Origin of the sequence: Ferruginibacter lapsinanis (assembly GCF_020783315.1) — a bacterium.
GTDB lineage: Bacteria > Bacteroidota > Bacteroidia > Chitinophagales > Chitinophagaceae > Ferruginibacter > Ferruginibacter lapsinanis.
This window is the reverse complement of record NZ_CP086063.1, coordinates 809492-832897: the sequence shown is the minus strand read 5'-3', so window position 1 is coordinate 832897 and position 23406 is coordinate 809492. Positions and strand designations below refer to the sequence as shown.

General features: G+C 35.5%; 20 protein-coding genes and 7 tRNA genes. 25 read left to right on the top strand and 2 right to left on the bottom strand.

The annotated features are described in order from the left end of the window. Positions 1 to 10 precede the first annotated feature (10 nt). The 13 genes from asnB (at position 11) to LK994_RS03515 (ending at position 12862) form a co-directional block, all read left to right on the top strand. On the top strand, positions 11 to 1903 hold the full coding sequence (gene asnB / locus LK994_RS03575; protein ID WP_229761511.1) for an asparagine synthase (glutamine-hydrolyzing): 1893 nt from the start codon (positions 11 to 13) through the stop codon (positions 1901 to 1903). Between the two features lie 108 nt (positions 1904 to 2011). Beyond that, on the top strand, positions 2012 to 2971 hold the full coding sequence (locus LK994_RS03570) for a GDP-mannose 4,6-dehydratase (protein WP_229761510.1): 960 nt from the start codon (positions 2012 to 2014) through the stop codon (positions 2969 to 2971). Beyond that, positions 2968 to 4095, top strand: a complete 1128-nt coding sequence (locus LK994_RS03565) for a glycosyltransferase family 4 protein (RefSeq protein WP_229761509.1) — start codon at positions 2968 to 2970, stop codon at positions 4093 to 4095. The genes LK994_RS03570 and LK994_RS03565 overlap by 4 nt, the downstream gene beginning before the upstream one ends. 106 nt (positions 4096 to 4201) lie before the next feature. Further along, a complete protein-coding gene (locus tag LK994_RS03560; RefSeq protein ID WP_229761508.1) occupies positions 4202 to 5080 on the top strand; it encodes a MerR family transcriptional regulator in 879 nt (292 codons plus the stop codon). Positions 5081 to 5161: 81 nt separating this feature from the next. After that, the gene (locus tag LK994_RS03555; RefSeq protein ID WP_229761507.1) at positions 5162 to 5665 is read left to right on the top strand and encodes an RNA polymerase sigma factor; all 504 of its coding nucleotides are present in this window, start codon (positions 5162 to 5164) and stop codon (positions 5663 to 5665) included. Positions 5666 to 5715: 50 nt separating this feature from the next. Next, positions 5716 to 7200: a phytoene desaturase family protein gene (locus LK994_RS03550; RefSeq protein ID WP_229761506.1), complete on the top strand. Its 1485-nt coding sequence runs from the start codon at positions 5716 to 5718 to the stop codon at positions 7198 to 7200. Between the two features lie 4 nt (positions 7201 to 7204). Next, the gene (locus LK994_RS03545; RefSeq protein WP_229761505.1) at positions 7205 to 8041 is read left to right on the top strand and encodes a phytoene/squalene synthase family protein; all 837 of its coding nucleotides are present in this window, start codon (positions 7205 to 7207) and stop codon (positions 8039 to 8041) included. A gap of 11 nt (positions 8042 to 8052) precedes the next feature. Continuing rightward, entirely contained in the window at positions 8053 to 8577 is a 525-nt protein-coding gene (idi, locus tag LK994_RS03540; RefSeq protein ID WP_229761504.1) for an isopentenyl-diphosphate Delta-isomerase, read from the top strand. Between the two features lie 12 nt (positions 8578 to 8589). Next, positions 8590 to 10080, top strand: a complete 1491-nt coding sequence (gene crtD, locus LK994_RS03535) for a 1-hydroxycarotenoid 3,4-desaturase CrtD (RefSeq protein ID WP_229761503.1) — start codon at positions 8590 to 8592, stop codon at positions 10078 to 10080. Further along, a complete protein-coding gene (locus tag LK994_RS03530; RefSeq protein ID WP_229761502.1) occupies positions 10070 to 10759 on the top strand; it encodes a carotenoid biosynthesis protein in 690 nt (229 codons plus the stop codon). Before crtD ends, LK994_RS03530 begins: the two co-directional genes overlap by 11 nt. A gap of 9 nt (positions 10760 to 10768) precedes the next feature. Then, entirely contained in the window at positions 10769 to 11251 is a 483-nt protein-coding gene (locus tag LK994_RS03525; RefSeq protein ID WP_229761501.1) for a sterol desaturase family protein, read from the top strand. Next, positions 11251 to 11958 carry a lycopene cyclase domain-containing protein gene (locus LK994_RS03520; protein ID WP_229761500.1) on the top strand — a complete coding sequence of 236 codons (708 nt, stop codon included), beginning with the start codon at positions 11251 to 11253 and terminating at the stop codon, positions 11956 to 11958. Before LK994_RS03525 ends, LK994_RS03520 begins: the two co-directional genes overlap by 1 nt. Beyond that, complete coding sequence (locus tag LK994_RS03515; protein ID WP_229761499.1) at positions 11936 to 12862, top strand: DUF72 domain-containing protein; 927 nt, start codon at positions 11936 to 11938, stop codon at positions 12860 to 12862. Before LK994_RS03520 ends, LK994_RS03515 begins: the two co-directional genes overlap by 23 nt. An 81-nt stretch (positions 12863 to 12943) precedes the next feature. Here LK994_RS03515 and LK994_RS03510 read toward each other — a convergent pair whose 3' ends face one another. Continuing rightward, entirely contained in the window at positions 12944 to 14224 is a 1281-nt protein-coding gene (locus LK994_RS03510) for a Y-family DNA polymerase (RefSeq protein WP_229761498.1), read from the bottom strand. Then, positions 14221 to 14652 carry a LexA family protein gene (locus LK994_RS03505; protein WP_229761497.1) on the bottom strand — a complete coding sequence of 144 codons (432 nt, stop codon included), beginning with the start codon at positions 14650 to 14652 and terminating at the stop codon, positions 14221 to 14223. Before LK994_RS03505 ends, LK994_RS03510 begins: the two co-directional genes overlap by 4 nt. A gap of 87 nt (positions 14653 to 14739) precedes the next feature. Between LK994_RS03505 and LK994_RS03500 the strand changes: the two genes are divergently transcribed. From LK994_RS03500 to LK994_RS03445, 12 genes are all read left to right on the top strand, one after another. Next, complete coding sequence (locus LK994_RS03500; RefSeq protein WP_229761496.1) at positions 14740 to 15363, top strand: 2'-5' RNA ligase family protein; 624 nt, start codon at positions 14740 to 14742, stop codon at positions 15361 to 15363. A gap of 381 nt (positions 15364 to 15744) precedes the next feature. Then, entirely contained in the window at positions 15745 to 16857 is a 1113-nt protein-coding gene (locus LK994_RS03495) for a PA0069 family radical SAM protein (RefSeq protein WP_229761495.1), read from the top strand. A gap of 20 nt (positions 16858 to 16877) precedes the next feature. After that, positions 16878 to 17234: a hypothetical protein gene (locus LK994_RS03490; RefSeq protein ID WP_229761494.1), complete on the top strand. Its 357-nt coding sequence runs from the start codon at positions 16878 to 16880 to the stop codon at positions 17232 to 17234. A gap of 65 nt (positions 17235 to 17299) precedes the next feature. After that, a complete protein-coding gene (locus LK994_RS03485) occupies positions 17300 to 20521 on the top strand; it encodes a TonB-dependent receptor plug domain-containing protein (RefSeq protein WP_229761493.1) in 3222 nt (1073 codons plus the stop codon). Positions 20522 to 21239: 718 nt separating this feature from the next. After that, positions 21240 to 21312, top strand: a tRNA-Pro gene (locus tag LK994_RS03480). Positions 21313 to 21422: 110 nt separating this feature from the next. Further along, positions 21423 to 21494, top strand: a tRNA-Met gene (locus LK994_RS03475). A 4-nt stretch (positions 21495 to 21498) separates the two neighbouring features. Next, positions 21499 to 21571 (top strand) — tRNA-Ile (locus tag LK994_RS03470). Positions 21572 to 21576: 5 nt separating this feature from the next. Further along, positions 21577 to 21650: transfer RNA gene (locus LK994_RS03465), tRNA-Lys, on the top strand. A 5-nt stretch (positions 21651 to 21655) separates the two neighbouring features. After that, a tRNA-Asn gene (locus LK994_RS03460) sits at positions 21656 to 21727 on the top strand. A 12-nt stretch (positions 21728 to 21739) separates the two neighbouring features. Then, positions 21740 to 21813: transfer RNA gene (locus LK994_RS03455), tRNA-Phe, on the top strand. 97 nt (positions 21814 to 21910) lie between these two features. Beyond that, positions 21911 to 22987, top strand: coding sequence for an AAA family ATPase (locus LK994_RS03450; protein WP_229761492.1), 1077 nt, complete (start codon positions 21911 to 21913; stop codon positions 22985 to 22987). A gap of 194 nt (positions 22988 to 23181) precedes the next feature. Then, positions 23182 to 23244: transfer RNA gene (locus tag LK994_RS03445), tRNA-OTHER, on the top strand. Positions 23245 to 23406 lie beyond the last annotated feature (162 nt).

Here is a 23406-nt window from a genome sequence, read left to right as displayed (position 1 = left end):
AATAAAAATTATGTGTGGAATCTCGGGCATTTATGCTTTTAATGAAAACGGCAAAAAATATATAAGTCAACTCCCCCTTTCATCACAAGCCATTCAAAGGCGTGGGCCCGATGCGGCGGGTTTCTTTTATCATCAGCATGTAGGGCTTGCTCATCAGCGCCTGTCAATTATAGATACATCTGCTGCAGCCAATCAACCAATGTTTGATATTTCGACCCGGTATACAATAGTTTTTAATGGAGAAATATTCAACTACAAAGAATTAAAAACAGAGAGGTTGCCCGGTTATCAAACTCGAACAAGTTCTGACACTGAGATTTTATTACAATTGTATATACAATATGGCGTAGTGTCGTTGGAATGGTTAAAAGGTTTTTTTGCTTTAGCCATATATGATAAGCAAGAAGATGAATTGTTGATAGCAAGAGACAGGTTTGGTAAAAAGCCGTTGTTATTTTATCAGGATGCAGATAAATTTATTTTTGCTTCAGAAATGAAAGCAATCATGGCTTTTGATATTCCCAGAGATATAGATTACACATCCGTATATCAATATTTTCAATTGAATTATGTGCCATCTCCGGCAAGTATTTTTAAAGGGGTAAATAAAATACCGCAAGGACATTATCTTATTATAAAAAACGGAAAGACTGACCTAAAGCAGTATTACTCAATAGAAAATAAAGGAGATAGTACACTTAGCTATGCAGATGCACAGAAGGAATTTATTAAACTGATGGATCAATCGGTACAACGAAGATTGATAGCAGACGTGCCTTTGGGGGCTTTTTTAAGCGGCGGAATAGATAGTAGTGTTGTAGTGGCATTGGCATCAAAACACACTACACAATTAAATACTTTTTCAATTGGATATAAGGATGAGCCTTTTTTTGATGAGACCAGGTATGCCAATCTGGTGGCCAAAAAATGTAAGACCAACCATACTGTTTTTTCTTTAACCAATAATGATTTTTTACAACACTTATACGAGGTGTTGGATTATATAGATGAACCTTTTGCTGATAGCAGTTGTTTGCCTACTTATATTTTATGCAAACAAACCAGAAGTAAAGTTACTGTAGCATTAAGCGGAGATGGAGGAGATGAGGTTTTTGCAGGATATAATAAACATGCTGCAGAATATAAAATGCGTCGGCATTCATTGGTGAATAGTATTGTAAAAAACAATGACTGGTTGTGGAAGTTATTGCCAAAATCGAGGAATGGAAAACTTACAAACCTGATACGCCAATTGCACCGTTTTGCAGAAGGCAGTAAGTTGAATGAGAAAGACAGGTATTATCGATGGTGCAGTATAAGTACTCCTGATAATGCATTAAAAATGTTCTCTCCGGCTATACAACAAAAAATAGATCAGGATATATTCGCTATAAGAAAAGAACAGGTAACAACTTCTATTGTCAATGATAAAGATTTTAATCAGGTATTGGAGGCTGATATGAATGGGGTGCTGGTAAGCAATATGTTGTTTAAAGTTGATATGATGAGTATGGCCAATAGTCTGGAGGTGCGTAGCCCTTTTTTGGATGCCGATGTGGTTGACTTTGCTTTTTCGTTACCGGCAGAGTATAAAATTGATAATAACCTTAAAAAGAAAATTGTGCAGGATGCTTTCAGAAGTGAACTTCCCGAAGAATTGTACAATCGGCCTAAAAAGGGGTTTGAAATCCCCTTATTGAACTGGTTCAGGAATGAACTTCAATCACTCATTAAAGATGATCTCTTAAACGATAAATTTATTGAAGAGCAAGGTATTTTTGATGTTGAATGCATTCGTACAATTAAGCAACAGTTGTTTTCAGCCGATTCCGGAGATAGTCATGCCATAATATGGCAACTGATTGTTTTTCAATATTGGTGGAAAAAATGGATAAATATTTAGTCTGAAAGTAACCTTTATATAAGAATTAAGCGACTAAAAATGTGGATGAGGTTAATTTTACTTTAATTTATTTACTTTTGGGCAAATTATTAAGCGGCAAGAATCTTTATGGAAGAAAAAAGAGCTGAAATTCTCGTAACAGGAGGAGCTGGTTTTATCGGAAGTCATTTGGTGGAAAAGTTGATTGACAACAATTACTCTGTAACAGTTATTGATAATTTCGACCCTTTTTACGCTAAAGAAATAAAACTCAAGAATACATCGCAATTCATTGATAATCCTTACGTTACTTTTTTAGAAATTGATATTTTGGACGAAAATGAGTTAAATAACAAACTCACGGGTGTGTATGAAGTAATTGTTCATTTGGCAGCTAAGGCTGGCGTTAGACCCTCCATCGAAAACCCCATTGCTTACCAGGATGTAAATGTGAAAGGAACCCAAAATCTGTTGGAATTTGCCAAACGCAGAAATATCAAACAATTTGTATTTGCTTCTTCAAGCAGTGTTTACGGTATAAATAAAAACTTTCCCTGGAAAGAAAATGATGCGGTATTAAATCCTATAAGCCCATATGCCAGCACAAAGATCTCTGGCGAATTATTGGGGCATGTATATAGTCATCTTTTTGGTATCCGTTTTATTGCATTAAGATTTTTTACTGTTTTCGGCCCACGTCAAAGACCTGATCTGGCTATACATTTATTCAGCAAAAAAATATTAAACAACGAAAGGATCACTTTATTTGGCAACGGAAGTACCCGTCGGGATTACACATATGTGGTAGATACCGTACAAGGGATTTTTAACGCTATACACTACACCCGTACGCCGTTTGAAGTATTCAATTTAGGCAATCATCATACTGTTTCTTTATCTGAAATGATAAAGACATTAGAAGATGTTTTGGAGAAAAAGGCCCTTATTCAGCATTTACCCGAGCAAATGGGAGATGTGCCTATTACATTCGCTGATATATCCAAAGCAGAGCAGTTGCTCAATTATATGCCAAAAACCAATTTTAAAGAAGGAATCATTAACTTTAAAAATTGGTTAACCGCACAATGAAAAATATTGCCATAGTTTCCAATACCTCATGGTATGTATATAATTTTCGCAAAGGTTTTCTTAGCGAATTAATACGGCAAGGGTATAATGTATTCGTCATTGCTCCCAAAGATAAATTTGTGGTTGAGATAGAATTGCTTGGCTGTTCTTTCATAGAATTAAAACAAATCCAGAATAAGGGTAAAAATCCTTTTCAGGAAATGTTGCTTACACTGGAATTGAGAAAATATTTCAAAAGCAGAAAAATAGACGTAGCACTTTTTTATACTCCCAAAATAAATATATTCGGCAGTATTGCCACAAAGTTTTCTTCTACTAAAGGAGTAGCTACCATCAACGGGCTTGGCTTCGTATTTAATGAAGGACAGCCCAAATGGCTGCAAACGGTAGTGAAGAACTTATATCGTTTTGCCTTTAGCGGATTACCGGCAGTTTTCTTTCAAAATGAAGAAGACAAAGAGTTTTTTATTAAATCAAAAATTCTCTGTGGTAAAAAGCAATGCATCTGCGTTGTAAGAGGTTCTGGAGTAAATCTTGATGAATTTTATCAGAAGAAAAATAATCCGGGTTCGCCATCTGCGCTTACTTTTTTATTATCTGCCAGATTGATAAGAGAGAAAGGGATCAATGAATATCTTGAAGCCGCAAAAATTGTAAAGCAAAAATATGCCAACGCAAATTTTGCATTGTTGGGTGTGGTAGCTGATAATCCTTCCGCAATACCGGTCGAAGTAATTACTCAATTGTATAAAGAAGGAGTGATTGATTATTGGGGTTCTTCTGATAATATGAGCGAAACCTTTAACAAAGTGGATATAATGGTACTACCTTCCTATTACAGAGAAGGAATTCCTAAAGTGCTTATCGAAGCTTTATCAAAAGGGCTACCGGTAATTACTACTGATAATGTGGGCTGCAGAGAAACCGTGGAAGACGGGAAAAACGGGTATCTCATACCTGTCAAAAATATACATGCATTGAGCGAAGCAATGGAAAAAATGATTCTTCTTACGCCTGAACAAAGGAATGAGATGGGAGAATATAGTCGTAGAAAGGCGGTCAATGAGTTTGATGAGAAAAGCAATCATTTGAAGTATGTTGATCTGATAAAGGCATTACCATAGTCTTGCTGATACAAATCTTTCTCGGCCGTATAAAACTTGTTTCATATTTTTATTGAATATTTAAACAAAATGCCACTCCCGGGTGTATTAAACTGCAAACACTCATATGAACTCGTTTACTATAAAAGATCTCGAGAATTTATCAGGCGTTAAAGCTCATACTATACGTATTTGGGAACAGCGTTATAATTTTTTAAAGCCCGATCGTACAGAAACAAATATCCGCTACTATAGTAATGCAGAATTAAAGCAATTGCTGAATATTGCTTTGCTGAACAAATACGGCTTCAAGATATCTCATATCAATAAGATGAATATCAAAGAGGTAAATGAAAAAATTTTATCTCTTACCAATGCAGAAGCATTGCAGGAAAGAATAGTGAATGAGTTGATACAGCACATGATAGACATGGATATTGAGGGCTTAGGAAATGTATTAGACAAGTATATCATGTCTAAAGGAATTGAAAGAACGATTACTCAAATTGTATTTCCTTTTCTTGAAAAAATAGGGATACTTTGGGTTACGAATCACATAAACCCTGCACAGGAGCATCTTGTATCAAATTTGATCCGTCAAAAATTGATAGTGGGTATTGATGGTATTGTTACTTCAATTAATACCGATAAAAAGGTTTTGCTGTTTTTGCCTGAAGGAGAACATCATGAGTTAGGATTGTTGTTTATCAATTATTTATTAAGGAGAAGAGGGGTGGCTACTATTTATTTAGGTGCTAATATCCCTATGCAAGATGTTGATTATGTAGTGAAATTGAAAAAACCAACACATATTTACAGTCACCTGACGGCAATAAGCCATAGCTTTAATTTTGATAAATTCATATCTACGCTTACAAAATGGTTTGCTGGCACGCCGGTCATTATATCGGGGCAGCTTACAACTACTTACTCTAAAAAAATTCCTGCACCGATCGCATTCAAAAAATCACTTTCTTCTGTGATGGATTTTATAACATCTTTATAGTTTGCAATAAATATTATGTTAATGCTGATTAAAATGTAAATTATTCTGTTTAACTTTACAGTATCAAAAATTAAACAAAATATGTCTACAATAGAATTTGACCAACTGTTGTTAAGCAATACTGAGTTTCTGAAGCCATTTGCTATAACCCTTACAAGAGACAATGAAGTTGCTAAAGATCTGATGCAGGAAACGATGTACAGGGCCTGGGCAAACAAAGAGAAATATAATGTAGGCACTAATATCAAAGCTTGGTTGTATACCATAATGCGTAATATTTTCATCAATAATTATAGAAGAAAGGCAAAACAGAAGACCGTGTTGGACAACTCAGCTACCGGAGATTTTTTGATCAACTACAATCAATATATAACAGAAAATACAGCCGAAAGCATCCTGAAAATGAAAGATATTGAAGCTGTACTGCATAAGTTACCCGAAATTTTTAAAAATCCTTTCATGTTGTATTTTGAAGGATATAAGTATCACGAGATTGCAGATATGTTGCATGAACCCTTAGGCACAGTTAAAAGCAGAATTCATTTTGCCCGTAAATTATTAAAGGAACAGTTGACAAGATTTTGATTATTTTAGAAAAACAGTAAAAGATATTCGGTCGATAGGCAGAAACAAGAATGAAAAAGGTTGTAATTATAGGGAGTGGGTTTGCAGGGTTATCTGCGGCGAGTTTCATGGCTAAGGCTGGATGGGATGTTACAGTAGTAGAAAAAAACAGCATACCCGGTGGTAGGGCAAGACAATTACAAGAGAAAGGATTTGTTTTTGATATGGGCCCCAGTTGGTACTGGATGCCCGAAGTGTTTGAAAGATTTTTTAATTCTTTCGGAAAGAAGGTGGCAGATTATTATCAATTGCAACGCCTCGATCCGTCATATAGGATTTATTGGAAAAATGACAAAATGGATGTGCCGGCTGAGTACAAGTTATTGAAAGAATTGTTTGAAAGTATTGAGCCGGGAAGTAGTGCTATGTTAGATAAAGTGATGAAGGAAGCTGCATATAAATATGAGGTAGGGATAAATAAATTGGTTCATAAACCGGGGCAATCAATCGCAGAATTTTTAGATTGGGATTTGATAAAAGGTGTTTTTAAGTTAGATGTTTTTAATTCTATCAAAAGACATTTTGCCCGACATTTTAAAGATCCTCGTATTAAACAATTGCTCGAGTTTCCTGTTTTATTTTTAGGAGCCCTTCCTCAGGACACGCCGGCGTTATATAGTTTAATGAACTATGCAGATATTAAATTGGGCACGTGGTATCCTAAAGGTGGAATGTATAAAATAGTGGAGGGAATGTATAGTGTGGCAAAAGAACTTGGGGTAAAATTCATATTTGATTGTAATGTAAAAGAAATTAAAGTTGAAAATGGTTTGGCATCGAAGGTTTTAGCGCAGCTTTTTTCAGAAACAGAAATATCTTTTGATGCTGATGTGGTGATAGGCGCAGCAGATTATAATTTTATAGAAACCAAACTATTGCAGAAAAAGTATAGAACATATACAGATAAATATTGGGATACGAGAGTAATGGCCCCCAGCTGCCTGCTGTATTATGTGGGATTAAATAAAAAGTTGACAGATGTTTTACATCATACACTTTTTTTTGATGTAAGTTTTGATGTACACGGCAATGAGATCTACAAAAACCCTCAATGGCCATCCAATCCATTATTCTATGTTTGTGCAGCATCAGTTACAGATGAAACTGTTGCCCCGGATAATTGTGAGAATTTGTTTTTCTTAATACCTGTAGCGACAGGCTTGCAAGGGGATACAGAAATATTGAGAAATGAATATTTTGAAAAAATTGTAAAAAGGTTCGAAGAGAGGATAGGGCAAAATATAACTGATGCTATCATCTATAAAAGGTCATATTCCGTAAGTAATTTTATAGAGGATTATAACTCTTTCAAAGGAAATGCCTATGGCTTGGCAAATACGCTATTGCAAACAGCTATTTTAAAACCTGCTTGCAGAAGCAAAAAGGTTGCAAATCTTTTTTATACAGGGCAACTAACTGTTCCGGGTCCGGGAGTTCCGCCTAGTTTGATCAGTGGAGAAGTAGTAGCAAAACAAGTAATAAAAAATTTCAGTTAATCGTATGATACATTTATTTCACCAAGTAAGTCAGGATTGTAGCAAGACTACCACGGAAATGTATAGCACATCTTTCAGCAGTGCTATCCGATTACTACATAAAAATCTTCAGCAACCGGTTTTTAATATTTATGGTTTTGTTCGATTTGCTGATGAAATAGTTGACTCTTTTCATGGCTATGATAAAGCATCTTTATTATATGAATTTAAAAAGGAAACATATACTGCTATTGAAAGAGGGATAAGTCTTAACCCAATACTGAATAGCTTTCAAATTACGGTTAAGGAATATAAGATATCACATGACCTGATTGAAGCATTTTTTCTGAGCATGGAAATGGATCTGAATAAAACAACTTACGATCAAAAAGGCTATGCTGCTTATATTTACGGCAGTGCTGAAGTAGTGGGCCTGATGTGTTTATATGTTTTTTGCGAAGGGAATAAAGAAAGATATGAGAAATTAAAACCGGCAGCACAGGCGTTGGGTGCAGCTTTTCAAAAAGTAAATTTTTTAAGAGATGTAAAAGCAGATTACGAGCAATTAAGCAGAACTTATTTTCCGGGTATAGATTTTAAAAATTTTACTCCGACAATGAAAAAACAAATTGAGGAGGAAATAGCGCAGGATTTTGATAAAGCGTATAAAGGAATAGCAGAATTGCCTATCAAAGCCAGGTTTGGCGTATATGTGGCCTATAAATATTATCTTTCTTTGTTTAAAAAAATAAAAAAGACCAAGCCGGTAGAAATTCTTGAACAACGTATCAGGATACCGAATTACGGAAAAGCATTTATATTAGCTAAAGCAGGATTGCGGAGACAGCTGAATATTTTATAAAGTAAAAATACATGAATGTAATTTTAGTAGATAAGAATGATGTACAGATAGGTGTCATGGAAAAAATGGAGGCACATCAAAAGGCACTGTTGCATAGAGCTTTCAGTATTTTTATTTTCAATGATAAAGAAGAAATGTTGTTGCATAAACGCTCCGATAAAAAATACCATAGTCCGGGGTTATGGACAAATGCCTGTTGCAGTCATCCACAACCGAATGAGGAAACGCTGGAATCAGCACTCAATCGATTACAAATGGAAATGGGGTTTGTAACTGGCTTAACAGAGATATTCAGTTTCACATATAAAGCAGATTTTGATAATGGGTTGACCGAACATGAATTTGATCATGTTTTTGTTGGTCATTATAACGGAGATATTTTACCCAATACAGATGAAGTAAGTGATTATTGTTTTATGTCAATGGAAAAGATCAGTGCTTCAATTCAATCACATCCTCATAAATATACCGAATGGTTCAAAATTGCTTTTCCAAAAGTAGAAGATTACCTTGCACTTAACTCGGTCGGTAGCTAAAAGGTAAATTACATGAGCAGAAAGAGAGCAATTATCATCGGTAGCGGAATAGGTGGTATGGCTACAGCAATTCGCTTGGCTGTAATGGGCTTTGAAGTGATTGTGTACGAAAAAAATAATTGCCCGGGAGGGAAATTGACCGCATTTGAAAAAGATGGATTTAAGTTTGACGCAGGGCCATCGCTTTTTACTCAACCACAAAACATAGAAGAGCTTTTTGTATTGGCTGGTGAACCGATAGAAAAATATTTTACCTATAAGCCCGTAGATATTGCTTGTAAATATTTTTATGAAAATGGTAAGGTCATTAATGCATATACCAATGCAGATAAGTTTGCTAGAGAATTGCAGGAAAAAATTGATGAAGACCCGGATTCGGTTAAGAATTATCTGAAACAATCAGAGAAGTTATACGATAATGTCGGTACAATTTTCTTGAATCATTCCTTACATAAAATTTCTACCTGGCTGCATAGAAGAGTGTTGAAGGCTTTGAAGGCCGTAAAACTTACTTATCTATTCAACTCTTTAAATACATATAATACCAATCGGTTTTCAACGCCGGAAGCTACTCAACTTTTTAATCGGTTTGCTACATACAATGGGAGCAATCCTTATAAAGCCCCGGCAATGCTGAGTTTGATTCCTCACCTGGAACAAAATCAGGGAGCGTTCTATCCTCATGGCGGAATGATAAGTATTACAAATGCGTTGTTTTCTTTGGCACAAAAAAAGGGAGTACAATTTTATTTTGATACACCGGTAAAAAGAATTATTCATGATAATAAAAAAATAAAAGGAGTCGAAGCAAACGATCTTTTGATACCTGCAGATATTGTTGTTAGCAATGCAGATATTTACTTTACATATAAAAATTTATTGTCTGATATTGCAAGATCACAAAAAGTATTAAAGCAGGAAAGGAGCAGTAGCGCTGTGATCTTTTATTGGGGAATCAAAAAAGAATTTTCTCAATTATTATTACATAATATTTTTTTCAGCAAAAATTATAAAGATGAATTTCAAAAAATTTTTGTTTCAAAAGAATTGAGCGATGATCCGACTGTTTATATCAACGTAACAGCAAAAATGGAACAAGGGCAGGCACCGATAGGAAAAGAAAATTGGTTTGTAATGGTAAATGCTCCGGCTAATACAGGGCAGGATTGGGAACAGGTAAAATTTATTTTACGAAAAAGTATTATTGATAAACTGAATCGGTTGTTGGGTGAAGATATTGAAAAGTTGATCGAAACAGAACGAACATTAGACCCTGTTCAAATTGAGGAACAGACAGCTTCCTATATGGGCTCGTTATATGGAACAAGTTCTAATGCACCACTTGCTGCATTTTTCCGACATGCAAATTTGACCCATGAAATAAAAGACCTATACTTTTGTGGTGGTAGCGTACATCCGGGAGGGGGAATCCCTTTATGTTTAAAAAGTGCTAAAATTGTAAGTGAATTAATTCAATCTCAAATAAAGACCATTGATAAATAATTTTTCTAAATATCAGATAGCCACCACACTGGCGATTTTTTTTCATACAGTTGGGCTAATGGGAATATTGTTTTTCAATAAAGATTTTTTTATACAGGCTACACCATTTAATTTATTATTATCAGCAGTACTGTTATTTTATACGCAAGCAGAAAAGAGTAGACACTTCTTTGTTTTTGCAACGATAGTTTTTTTTGTAGGGTTTACAGTAGAAATGATAGGTGTTAATACCGGAAAACTGTTTGGTCAGTATAATTATGGAACTATGCTTGGATTTAAATGGAAAAATGTTCCTGTAATTATAGGTCTTAATTGGTTTATAATCATTTACTGTTGTGGTGTATGTTTGAATACTTTTTTGATGAAAATCATTAACCGTGTTGCGGCGGATAATAATGAAACGCCTAAGGCATTAAAAGCTATGTCGGTAATCGTAGATGGAGCAACACTTGCGGTCCTTTTTGACTGGTTGATGGAGCCCGTTGCAGTAAAATTAGGGTATTGGCAATGGAACAATGGCGAGATCCCGATCTACAATTATTTATGTTGGTTTATAATTAGCCTGTGTTTATTAGCAGTTTTTCATTTTAGCAAGTTCGATAAACAAAACAAATTCGCAGTAAATTTGTTATTAATACAACTGATGTTCTTCTTAATATTAAGAACATTTCTCAAATAGATCATTATAATGAACTGGTTCATTTTTGTCATAATAATATTAGGTACTTTCTTTATAATGGAAGGCATTACCTGGCTTACCCATCGTTTTGTAATGCACGGATTTCTTTGGTATTTACATGAAGATCATCATAAACCAACCGGCCATGCATTTGAAAAAAACGATGCCTTCTTTTTAATATTCGCTATTCCAAGCTGGTTGTGTATTATGTTGGGATTGCAGAATGAAGTTTATTGGGCAGCTGCAATTGGTTTTGGTATTGCATTGTATGGGCTGGCTTATTTTATTGTACATGAAGTGATCATTCATCAGCGGTTCAAATGGTTTGCCAGAAGTAACAATACCTACATCCGCACCATTCGTTGGGCACATAAAATGCACCACAAACATTTAGATAAACATGAAGGTGAAAGTTTTGGAATGTTATTCGTTGCAAAAAAATATTGGGATAAAGTAAAAAAGGATAAGCTTTCCATTAATATCAAATCCTGATGAATACGCATTATACTTACTTCATCATTTTAGGTGCCTCATTGGTTGGTCCATTAGGTTTAAGCTTCGATAAAAAGGTTGCATTCTATAAAAATTGGAAATATCTTTTTCCGGCAATGCTGTTACCGGCTTTGTTCTACATCGTATGGGATATTTTTTTTACATCAAAAGGTATCTGGAGTTTTAATGAAGAGTATATCTCCGGAATAAAGATCATAAATCTTCCTTTGGAAGAAGTGCTTTTCTTTTTTATTGTTCCGTATTGTTGTGTGTTCATCTATGAATGTATTCATGTTTATTTTCCACAGGTTAATAATAAAAGAGTAGGGGATATTGTTTTAAAGTTGTTGGCTGTCGTTTTACTCATTGTAGGAATCATTTTTTATGATAAATGGTACACATCCTGTACATTCATTTTAAATGCTGTTTTTATTACTGCTATTTATCTCACAAGAAAACATTTTAATATGTTTGACGCAACATTGTTTTTAGTAGCCTACTTAGTAATGTTGATTCCTTTTTTAATAGTAAACGGATTTTTAACATCCATTCCTGTTGTTATTTATAATAATGCTGAAAATGTAGGAATAAGAATTTCTACAATTCCCTTAGAAGATACTTTTTATGGGATGCTGCTAATTTTAATGAATATTGTAATTTATGAAAAACTAAAAAGTAACCATAATGGAATTTGGAAGAGTAGCTGAGGATGAATTAAATAATATAGACTTTTCTTTGCCAGCAGAACCTGTCTTTAATAAAAGTATTTTGAGCGGCGCTATTGCCAAAGATACCCGGGTATATGTTGGTTGTGCCAAATGGGGGCGAACAGAATGGGTCGGCAAGATTTATCCACCCAAAACAAAAGAAAAAGATTTTCTCGAACACTATGTACATCACTACAACAGTATTGAGTTAAATGCTACACACTATAAAATATATGGGGAAGAGGGAATAAAGAAATGGGCTGCTAAAGCTGCCGAAGAGGATTTTAAATTTTGTCCTAAAATGTATAAGGGTGTAACACATTTCGGGAGCCTGAAAGGTAAGAGTTTTATTACCGATGAATTTTTAAAAGGCGTGTTAGCTTTTGGCCAACAGTTAGGCCCAATTTTTATACAAGTCAGCGAAACTTTTTCACCCAAACGAAAAGAGGAATTATTCGATTTCATACAATCACTTCCAACTGATCTGCAATTCTTTTTGGAGGTCCGTCATCCTGATTGGTTTGCCCAACAAAATATTCTGGATGAATTGCTGAATGTCCTTAAGTCTATAAATATGGGGATTGTAATTACAGACACTGCTGGTAGAAGAGATTGTGCCCATATGAATTTAACAGTGCCTAAAGCTTTTATCAGGTATGTTGGTAACAGTTTGCATCCATCCGATTATACAAGATGTGATGCATGGATAAAACGTATGAAACATTGGTTGGATAATGGGTTACAAGAATTATATTTTTTCATGCACATGCATGATGAGGCTACATCGCCGGAGTTGACTGTGTATCTGGTAGAGAAAATGAATAAAGAATTAGGATTGAATTTGATCAAGCCAACATTTATACCCCCTCCGCCCCCTAAAGGGGGAACCTTGGAGCTCTTTTAGATTTTAAGTGTAAAAACTTACTGATGGGTATAAAAAATATTTTTGAAGAATTTATCTCTTCGCAGTAGGGTCCGAGGGGGCTTACTTCACCACAAATAACTCTTCCCATCTGGTTGTATACCTTGGGCTACGCATTTCCATTCTCATTTTCCAATCCCTTTTAGTACCTGATGCTGCAAATTTTATCATATCATTTCTCATAGCAAAGTTTACATTGTCTACCATGCTCATCAATGAGCGGTTATTATTTTTTTGCTCTTCAAATAAATTGCCCTGTATAGTTTCATCCGGAACTAATCCACTCAACATAACACCCGCTTTTTTATACCACGTACCTTTTTTAAATAATTGATCTACCAGTTTGACTGCAGGTTTTATCAGATCATTTGTGGCCGACGTAGCAATTGGCAAAGTAATATAGGAACTACTTGTTACCCCACGATTAAAGCTCACATTATGGTCTTCATTTTTTGCAACCACAAAAACACTGATTGTGCCGGCAGCGCTATTTTGTCTGCGTAATTTTTCTGCTGCCTTCGATGTGTAGGTAGCAACAGCTTCTTTAATATCTTCAATACTATTCACCGCACTACCAAACATTCTTGTTGTAGCAATCATCTTTTTTACGGTCAATTCTTTCTCCATATCTTTAGCTACTTCTCCTTTTAATTCTTTCAGTAGACGCACACCTACTACACCACCTAAATATTTTCGTGCCCACTCTTCTGTTTTTTTTGTGAGATCATAAGCGGTAAATACAGCATTCATTTCTGTTAGTTTCTGTGCAGACTGATGCCCGACACCCCATACTTCTCTTACAGGTGTAGCCATTAAGGCTTCGTTTATTTTCTCTTTTGAATCCAGCACCACCACACAGTTGGTGGCAATTTTATTTTTCTTTGCTAGATGATTGGCAACTTTAGATAATACTTTTGTTGGCGCCACTCCCACAGATACTTTAATGCCGGTCCATTGTTCAACTGTATCTTTTATGTCTACCCCAACTTTGTACAGATCGTGCCCTTCAAATTCATCTAGATTTAAAAACGCCTCATCCACAGAATATACTTCCACGTTTTCTTTGCCCAGTATCACCCGTAATGTTTCCATCACTCTCCAGCTCAGGTCACCATACAAATTATAGTTAGATGAGAATGTAGCCACGCCATATTTTTCAATTAATGGTTTCGCTTTAAAATAGGGTCCCGCCATTTCTACGCCTAATTTTTTTGCTTCATCACTTCGTGAAATAATACAGCCATCGTTATTGCTGAGCACAACAACAGGTTGATCATCTAAATGTGGTTTAAATAATCTTTCGCAACTGCAATAAAAACTGTTACAATCTATAATGGCTTTCATACATTTCTTATAATATAGATCACCACCCCCCAAATTTTAAAATCCATGAATTCACTCACCTCAATTGGCGAGAGGTTATGTGTTTCCGGCACTAACCTTAACTTATTGAAACTCTGTTCATAACGTCGTATCAGCATTTCGCCGTCAATTACAGCAATTACAATTTTGCCGTTCACCGGTTTAATGCTTCTGTCTACAATTACAATATCGCCATCGCCAATACCAGCATTGATCATGCTAGTTCCGCTTACCCTCATAAAAAAAGTAGCCGCCTTATTTTTGATCAATTGCTCATTCAGGTCGATACCCCGTTCCATATAATCGTCAGCCGCAGCCCCGAATCCGGTAGCATTAGCAGTAGGCACCTGGTGCTGCGTAAATTTTTTACTGCCACTATAACTGCTTGTAAAAAAGTTTTCCACTTCCATATAAATAAATTTTGATTAACTAAATTATTTAGTAAATTTATACTAAAATAATTAGCTAACAAATTTAGTAACCATAAATTTTATCACATGAAAAATGTCATCAACTCCATTCCGGGCTATAAGGTCTGCGAATACTTGCTGGTATTAAATCCGCATGAGGAGCTAAGAAATAAAATAACTGCTGTAAAAAAAGATTTTTACGATAGTTACCAGGCCGAAACCGCCAAATGGAGCAAGCCGCATCTTACATTGGTCAATTTTTTACAGTATCAACTAATGGAAGAACGGATCGTCAATCGCCTGCATATCATTGCAATGGGACGAACACCCATAAAGGTAGAGTTGAAAGATTACGGAAGTTTCCCTTCACATACTATTTACATCAATGTCACCAGCAAGCTGCCCATTCAAAATCTTGTAAAACAAATAAGGACAGAAACACAGCGACTCATGAAACTCAACGATGATAATAAACCGCATTTCATCATGGAGCCGCATTTAACCATTGCCCGCCGTTTACTGCCTTGGCAGTACGAAAAAGGCTGGCTCGAATACAGTCACAAACATTTTACAGGAAGATTCATCGCCGACGCTATGTTGCTACTTAAACGACCGGTTGGAGAATTGAAATATGAGATAGTACAACGTTTCGAATTTCAGAATTTACCCGTGAGTACAGTACAGGGAGAATTGTTTGCCCCTGTCCCCTAAAGGGGAACTTAGGATAATTCAGAATTACGAAATAGTAAACATATTAAAATCATTATAGAATGAATTTCTTTTTGTAACCAGCATTTGTATTTCATAGCAGCATCGTTGTGTCACTCACTTGTGCGGCATACCATTATTGAGCTTTTATCTAAGCGAACATTGTCTGCATCAGGATTTACAAGATTATGGAATGAACAGGATTTTCTGGTAATGTAAATGCTTACAATTATAAGAGTAGAATTACCAATGTTGAAGCTACAGTAGTACTAAAGATGCACATAATTGCATGGTAGGAAAGGGATGTAATCTTTCCTGCCTTGACTTTTTTTGTTACTTTTTTTGCGTCATGGCAAAAAAGTAAATAGAAACAAACAAATAATCATGGAAAATAATAATCTCAAACAGGACCATCACAAAGTAAAAGTTAACGATCAAAGCAAAGACATACAATATATCGCAGGCCGTGGCGCACAATTCAACACAAAAAATCGTTTCTTAAAAGACGAAAAAACAAAAGAGCATATAGAAGGCATCGACGATTGGGAAGAAACAAATATCCCTACACAGTACTTAGAGCAGCAATCAAAAACCATTGTTAACAAAGTAGAAAGCAAAGATGTAGGCATGAGCTATAGCATGAATCCGTATGCAGGATGTGAACACGGTTGTATATATTGCTATGCACGCAATGTTCATGAATACTGGGGTTACAGTGCAGGATTAGATTTTGAACAAAAAATAATTGTCAAAAAAAATGCACCGCAATTACTGCGTAAATTTTTGATGCACCCTAAGTGGGATGCTACCCCCATCATGCTCAGCGGTAACACTGATTGCTATCAACCTGCCGAACAAAAGTACAGGTTAACAAGAGGCTTACTCGAAGTATGCAATGAATTCAATCAGCCTGTTGGTATACTTACTAAGAACTCGTGGATACTAAAAGACAAAGATGTATTGCAGGAAATGGGCAAGAAAAATATTGTATCGGCAATGGTATCTATTACCTCATTTAACGAAGAGCTGCGTAGGGCAATGGAACCACGAACCACCACAGCCAAACAAAAACTAAAAGTCATTAACGAACTCAGCAGCGCAGGAGTACGAATGGGTATTATGATGGGGCCCATGATTCCCGGATTGAATGAGCATGAAATGCAACGTATCATGAAAGCCGCAGCAGACAATGGTGCCACATTCACTGCATATACTTTCATCCGTTTAAATGGCGCCATTAAATTTTTATTCCATGATTGGTTGTATAAAAATTTCCCAAACCATGCAGATAAAGTATGGCATTTAATTGAGCAAAGCCACGATGGTAAAGTGAATGACACACGCTGGGGTGTACGAATGAGAGGCGAAGGAAGTATTGCTGATATGGTAGCACAACAATATAAAAAGTATGGTAAGCTCTACAACATGAATGCAGAAGACTGGCATTTAGATAGAACAAAATTTCGTGTACCAGGCGGGCAAGGGAAATTATTTTAAAAAATTAAACCTCTACAATTATGACATCAATAACCGGAGATTATTTAGTAAACATTATTGAACGATGCATTAATACAACTATTTATCTGCGTCGCAATATTTCAATAGAAAGCGTATCGCATGAAACCATTGCTGTTACTGATGAGGAGATAGTTGACTTCATCATTTCTATTCCTTATTTTGATATAAAATTAAAAGACTTTATCGTTGGGAATGAATCCGATCAAACCATTATCAGTCAGACATGGGAAAATGAGTTCATTAAAAAATGTATTGCATGGGCCACAAATGAGGAATGGTTGAAAAATGATATTTCTTTTGTGAAAAGTATTTACAGAAAGGAGAGAGAGGGAAATTGTTTGTCGCTTCCATATTAAAAAATTATTTTCTTTTTGTTTATGTAATTCTTAAAATCTGCTCATCAAGTAGCTAAACTACTTATATGAAAAGATTATTGCTTGCTTTCATAGCTGCTTTTTTATGCATTTCTACACAGGCGCAACAAGGAAGATTGTTTGATCAATCTATGATCATTAAAGAATGTGCTGTAGATATTACCACAAAAGGAATGTTTGCTACAACATGGATAGAACTTGAATTTTACAATGACAGGAACAAAGAAGCCGAAGCATTGTACAATTTTCATTTGGCTCCTGGACAGGCCGTAACGGGCTTTCAGTTGATGCTAGGAGATGCTTACAGAGAAGGAAGTATTGAAGAAAGCTGGAAGGCCAGGCAAGCGTATTCTAATATTGTAGGAAAAAGAATGGATCCTGCATTGCTGCGGATGACCGGACAAAATTATTATACACTTAATATTTATCCTGTACCGGCAAAAGGCAGTCGTAAAGTAAAAATAAAAATAGAAGAACTTTTAAGATGTGCAGGAGATGGGTATAAATTCGACCTGGGATTATTGTCAAATGATAGCATTGGCCATTTATCCGTTAATGTAAATGTTACTAAACATGCGTATGCACCAATTAGCGAATATGGATTATTGAAGGATAAAAAATTTGTGAATTTGTCTGATAAGTATACGCTGACAACTTCTTTCAACGATTGTAAGGGCAAAGGTTCGATCGCATTCTTATTGCCAAAGCAATGTACAGAGATCAGTGCCTGTATGGAATCTGCAACAGGAGCCTTCTTTCTTAAAACTGAAAATAAGCTGGCTGAAAATTATACTATTGATATAAAAAAATTGAGAGTGTATTGGGATTGTTCAGCTTCTATGATTGAAAAGAATAAGAAAGAGTTTACCATATTCCTTAAAAAAGTAATAACGAGGTACAAACCAGATCAGTTAACAATTGTGCCGTTTAATCAACAATTGTATGGAGAAAAAATTTTTACTAAAGAGGAAATTGAGGGCAATGATTGGGAGCAGTTGATAGATCAGATACAATATAAAGGAGCTACGCAATTCGGTATTCTGAACTTTGATACAAAGGATGATCTGATATTGGTTTTTACAGATGGAAGACATACCTGGGGGAAGAAGAAACCATTGGTTATCAAAACTCCGGTAGCTTTTATCACCACCGGATATTATTATAATTACAGGTACTATAGTTATTACGAAGACGACTATTATGATCCTTATGCTTATTACAATCCAATCCTGAATTATAAAAACTATTATCTATACAACAGCAGTTACGATGACAGAGCAATTGAAGATCTGTCAAAAATAAATATTGGTCTGATAGCTGTAGAAGATGAATCGGGTAATCAGGCTGATATGAGATTGCCACAAGCTATTTCTCCTGCAATGCTGCTGGTAGGCACATTAAAAAACTATTCCCGGAAGATCATATTAAAATATGGTTTCGGAGATAGAGTATTGTATACGCAGCAATTTGATCTACAGACCAATTGTTATGGTGAAGATTTTGATAAAGCCAAAGCACTGATAAACTTCGAATATATTTTAGCCGGTAGATACTGGTGCAATACATTGGCTTTTGGTATTGATAATAAAATGGTGACCTGGCAAACATCTTATATTGTTTTAGAAAAGATAGATGACTATGTGAAATATAACATAACACCACCGGCTGATCTGTTGCAATCGTGTTTGGATAGAGGATATGTGCAAACGGATTATAGAAGGCGATATGAGCAAATGAAAAAAACAGATAATGCAGAAATGCTGAAACTGGTAGTTAAAGAATATAATCAAAGGATTGATTTGTGGGGAGCTCATACAGATAAAATCGATATTGAATCTGTTGGGAAAAGTTATGCTAAAATAGAGCAGGATAAAATTGTGGAAACTGAAAAAGCAAAATCGGCAACTCAACAAAATTTAAATACGGTAACAACACCAGTAAATAATGATACCAAAGCAATGGATGAAGTAGTGGTAATAGGGTATGGAACTACCAGCAAATCTGCTTTAACGGGATCTGTTTCTTCGATCACATATAATCAGTTAAAAGATGTTCCTTTTAGTTCTGTTGGCGAAGCTTTAACTGGAAGAGTATCAGGATTACAGGTTACCACAACGGAAGGGGCCCCCGGGGCGGAACTGGAAATAAAAATTCGTGGCGGTAGTTCTATCACACAAAGTAATGCACCGTTATATGTTATTGATGGAATACCCTCTGAATCTGGTCTGAGTGATATTTCTGTGATTGATATAGAACGAATTGATGTTTTAAAAGATGCTGCATCTACGGCCATTTATGGATCGAGAGGAGCCAACGGTGTAATTCTTGTGACCACAAAATCGGGCAACTTTTTTAACCGAAATTATAGCCGTTTCACAAAACTAAAAAACCAAAATGATGTTGGGTATATGGTTATAATAAAAAATAGTTCTGTCAAAAATAAATATCAGACTTACCTGGATCTTGAAAAAGCATACAAGAATAATGCAACTTTTTATCTGGATATGGCTCTACATTTTTATGAACATGGATTAACAGCCTACACAGATGAAATGATACAACATGCTGCGGAAACAGGTTATGGAGATGTAACTTCCCAAACATCCATAGCTTTTATTTACGAGCATATGAAGCAGTACGATAAGGCTATAGAGATCTATCAAAATTTGTCGGAAGACTATCCAAATAATTTACGTTTTGTAAGAGATGCGGCCTGGGCTTATTATCAGAGTGATAGGGAAGATACAGCTATACGGATATTGTATAACGGAATAATAAAATACGGGTATAATTGGGATACACAAACATTGAAATTAAAAGATATCATGTTGGCTGAAATGAATATGATGATTGCATTGCATAAAGGCCCAATTGATATCAGTTATATTCCCAAAGAAATTATAAAGTCAATTCCTGCAGATATTCGTATCATAGTGGAATCATCTACAAGCAATTTATCTGATTTAACGTTTGATACACCACGTGGTTATGATGTTAAAAATTCTAATACTATAAACAGAATTGGTGCAAGGCTGCACAGTGCTGCAACGGATTATATGCTGAGTGAATTTCAGGTGAAAGATGCACCAAAAGGAAAATATCGTATCAGTTTATCATCTAATTCTTATTATGGATCATGGTATTCATCTTATATAAGAATCATTAAGATAAATAATTTTGGCACCGCCGAGCAATCAATAGACACAGATATAATTTCTTTAGATAATCAAAGTGGTACAATTGAGATAGAAAGTTTTAAAATAAAATAAAAAAACAAATCTCTTGAAATGCTTTAGTATAAGGCATTTCAAGAGATGTGAAATTGTGTTGCAAAAAATATTTTATAAATTTATTTGGCAGTATCAAAAAAATAATTTCATCTTTGCATTGCAAAACAAAATTTAAAACAACAAAACATGTTACGCAAACAACTACATATTAAAACGGATTGTTTTAGTTCGCCTATGGTGAATGATAACAATGGCGGAGCATGTTATGCTGATGAATAAGTACAAAACGAATTCTCTATAACCTAAGCCCCGCCTGTAAAGCGGGGTTTTTTATTTACCATCATTTCCTAAAAGGGGGATGCAAAGGTGATAGCGATGTAAAAAAATAAATTGATTTAAATGCAACAACGCAATATCAAACAAAGTAAAAATCACAATCTATCTGCAAATAGATATGGCAGTTTTATGCCCGTAGGAGTGATTGTGTTTACTAATGATAAAAAAAATATTTCAACACGACTGTGCAAACAGCGAACGAGTGAGTAAAATAACTCGTTGAGCAAAAGCCCGGTCGTGAAAAACGATCGGGCTTTTTTTATGCCCGGATAAAAATAGATTGACATGACATTTTTAATATCAATATGGTTGATACAAGCAATAGCAAATGCTTTGTTCAACCGTATAAAACGCAGAATAAAATATTAGTTGCAGAAGGAGGAAAATGCGATCCCTGTTAGTTGCAGCAGGGACGCAACATATAGTAGCATTCCAATTGGTTGGATACTCCGCCTGGACCGGAGAGGCTGCAGGTTCGAATCCTGCCTACTATACAAAAAAGAAAATGCGGCTTGGTGTAACGGCAACACGTTCTTCTTCCTCCCTTTCTGAGAGGTAAACATAAGAGGAATGTTTTCAGTTCAAATCTGAAAGTCGCACATATTGCGGTTTAGTGTAATGGTAACACCTTGGTCTCATAAACCAATCAATACAAGTTCGATTCTTGTAGCCGCTACTGAGATGACTTAACTCAATTGGCAGAGTGCTATCCTGATACGATAGTGGTTAAAGGTTCAAGTCCTTTAGTCATCACAGACTGGTTCGTAGCTCAATTGGTAGATGCACCGGACTTTTAATCCGGGAGTTGTGAGTTCAAGTCTCACCGAGCCAACATAAGGATGAATAGCTCAACGGTAGAGCGTTGCCCTGTTAAGGCAAGTGTTGAAAGTTCGACTCTTTCTTCATCCTCTGGAACAAAAAGGTGCTTTGGCAGAATGGCATATATGCGCCGGAGTGAAATCCCGGAGATCGAGGTTCAATTCCTTGGAGCACCACAAAAAAACTAAAAATTAAAAATATGTTCACTCGTGTAATGAATTAGTTATTCAAAGTGTAAGAAAGAATAATTAATTAAAATTAAAAACAAATAAAATGGACAATTTATTTAACCAGAAAGTTATCAATGCAAACAATGTGTTTGATGATCGTTTTTTGGATACGAAAATATTATACCTGTATTGTTTCAACGAACTGCCGAGTTTAAGTTTTGTAAACAACATTGATGGGGAAAAAGCATTCGACGTATTTAAAGAAAAAAACAGAGAACTTATCTCTCATGTGCATCAGTACAGATGGTATAAAAGAGAAAAGAAAAGATATCAGTTCGATAAAACAGTGATCATTTTAAAAAATAATTGCTTACTGGAATTTGATGATGACTATTGCGAAATATTGCACGATGGCAAGCAAGATGCTTTTGTACAGGAGCTGACAGACCTGGTAAATCAATTTAAAGAAAAACAAAGACGTCAGCCATTGGAGATAAACCTTATTGTACGTAATGGCAGAGGGCTCGATCTGAAGGCAATGGAGATCAAAAGAACGAAACTGGATCTGGATCTTTTTTATGAGGATGATTTTAAAGAAACAGACGAAGTGATACGTAAAAGACTCAATGCTAAAAAAGATAAAGGGATTGTATTGCTACACGGATTACCCGGTACAGGCAAAACAACTTACCTGCGTCATTTGATAGGTAAAATAAAAAAGCGTGTGTTATTCTTATCACCAACGGTAGCTGATAACCTTATGAATCCTGAGTTTGTTGAGTTATTGATAGATAACCCGAATACAGTGTTGATAATTGAAGATGCTGAAAACATCATCATGGATAGAAAACTAAGTAACGGGTCATCCGTATCAAACCTGTTGAATATTTCGGATGGACTATTGGCAGATTTTTTAAATGTACAGTTGATCTGCACATTCAACAATTCGCTAACACTTGTAGATAGTGCATTGATGCGTAAAGGAAGATTGATTGCAAAATATGAATTCGGAAAATTAGGAATTGATAAGGCGCAAAAGTTGAGTGATCATTTTGGGTTTAGTAATGTCATTACAAAGCCGATGACCATAGCAGAAATTGCGAATCCAAATGAAAAGGAATATAAACCAGAAAGAGTGGAAGTAATGGGTTTTAGAAGAAATGAAGTCGCAATGAATTAAAATATTGTTGATGACAATCAACACAAAAGCTTGTTTTACGACAAGAAGGGCATTTGCCTGTTATCAGCAAACCGGATGTGTGTTTTTAATAACACCATAGTGCAGACGTAGTAACCATCTGTATGCTGTTGCGGCAATAGAGCGGTGTCCTCCACAACCTACGGGTCAAGGGTTCGAATCCCTTTCACCTTAAGCGGTGATAGTTCAGCGGTTAGAACAGTAGACAATCAGTGCAGGTTCGATTCCTGCTTCATCGACAGCGATGGATAGTTCAATGGAAGAACGCTACAATTGGTAATGTAGAAAAACACTATTCTAAAAAAATAGGGAAAGAAGTAAAGCAAAGCTTGTTTGCCTTTTGCATTGCAGTTTTTTTAAAGTTGTAATACAAAAATCTGAAAAGAACCAGCAAGCGGATG